Genomic DNA, 390 nt, shown 5'->3' with positions numbered 1-390 from the left:
ATCCGGCAGGTCGTCGCCCTTGACGTCCTCGTCGGCCTCTTCGAGCGAGACGACCTCAACGCCTTCTTCTTCCTCGGCGTCCACTTCCTTCTCGGCCACTTCCTCTTCCTCCTCGAGAGCGGCAATCTTGCCTTCCTCGAAATAGGAACGCGGATAGGTCTTGCCGGTGTAGGGCGAGACGATCGGGTCCTTGTTCAGGTCGTAGAATTTTCGGCCCGTCTCCGGGTCGATACGTTTTGTGCCAAGTTCGGTTTTTGCCACGGCAAGCCTCGTCAATAAAAGAGTGGTCCCCTTAACCACAGTTTGCAGCGCTGTCAAAGCGAAAAGCCGGCGTCACAAAACCATGCATTGAAAGGCCTCGCGTGAAGTGACGACCATGGGGATGACCAT

General features: G+C 56.4%; 1 protein-coding gene. It reads right to left on the bottom strand.

The features are described from left to right. On the bottom strand, positions 1-261 hold a 261-nt coding region (locus tag EN969_RS35140; protein ID WP_127419994.1), incomplete at its 3' end, for a TIGR02300 family protein. Between the last annotated feature and the right edge of the window lie 129 nt (positions 262-390).

It is taken from the genome of Mesorhizobium sp. M7A.F.Ca.CA.003.01.2.1 (genome assembly GCF_003998945.1).
GTDB classification, from domain to species: Bacteria; Pseudomonadota; Alphaproteobacteria; order Rhizobiales; family Rhizobiaceae; genus Mesorhizobium; species Mesorhizobium ciceri.
This window is presented reverse-complemented; position numbering and strand designations above follow the sequence as displayed.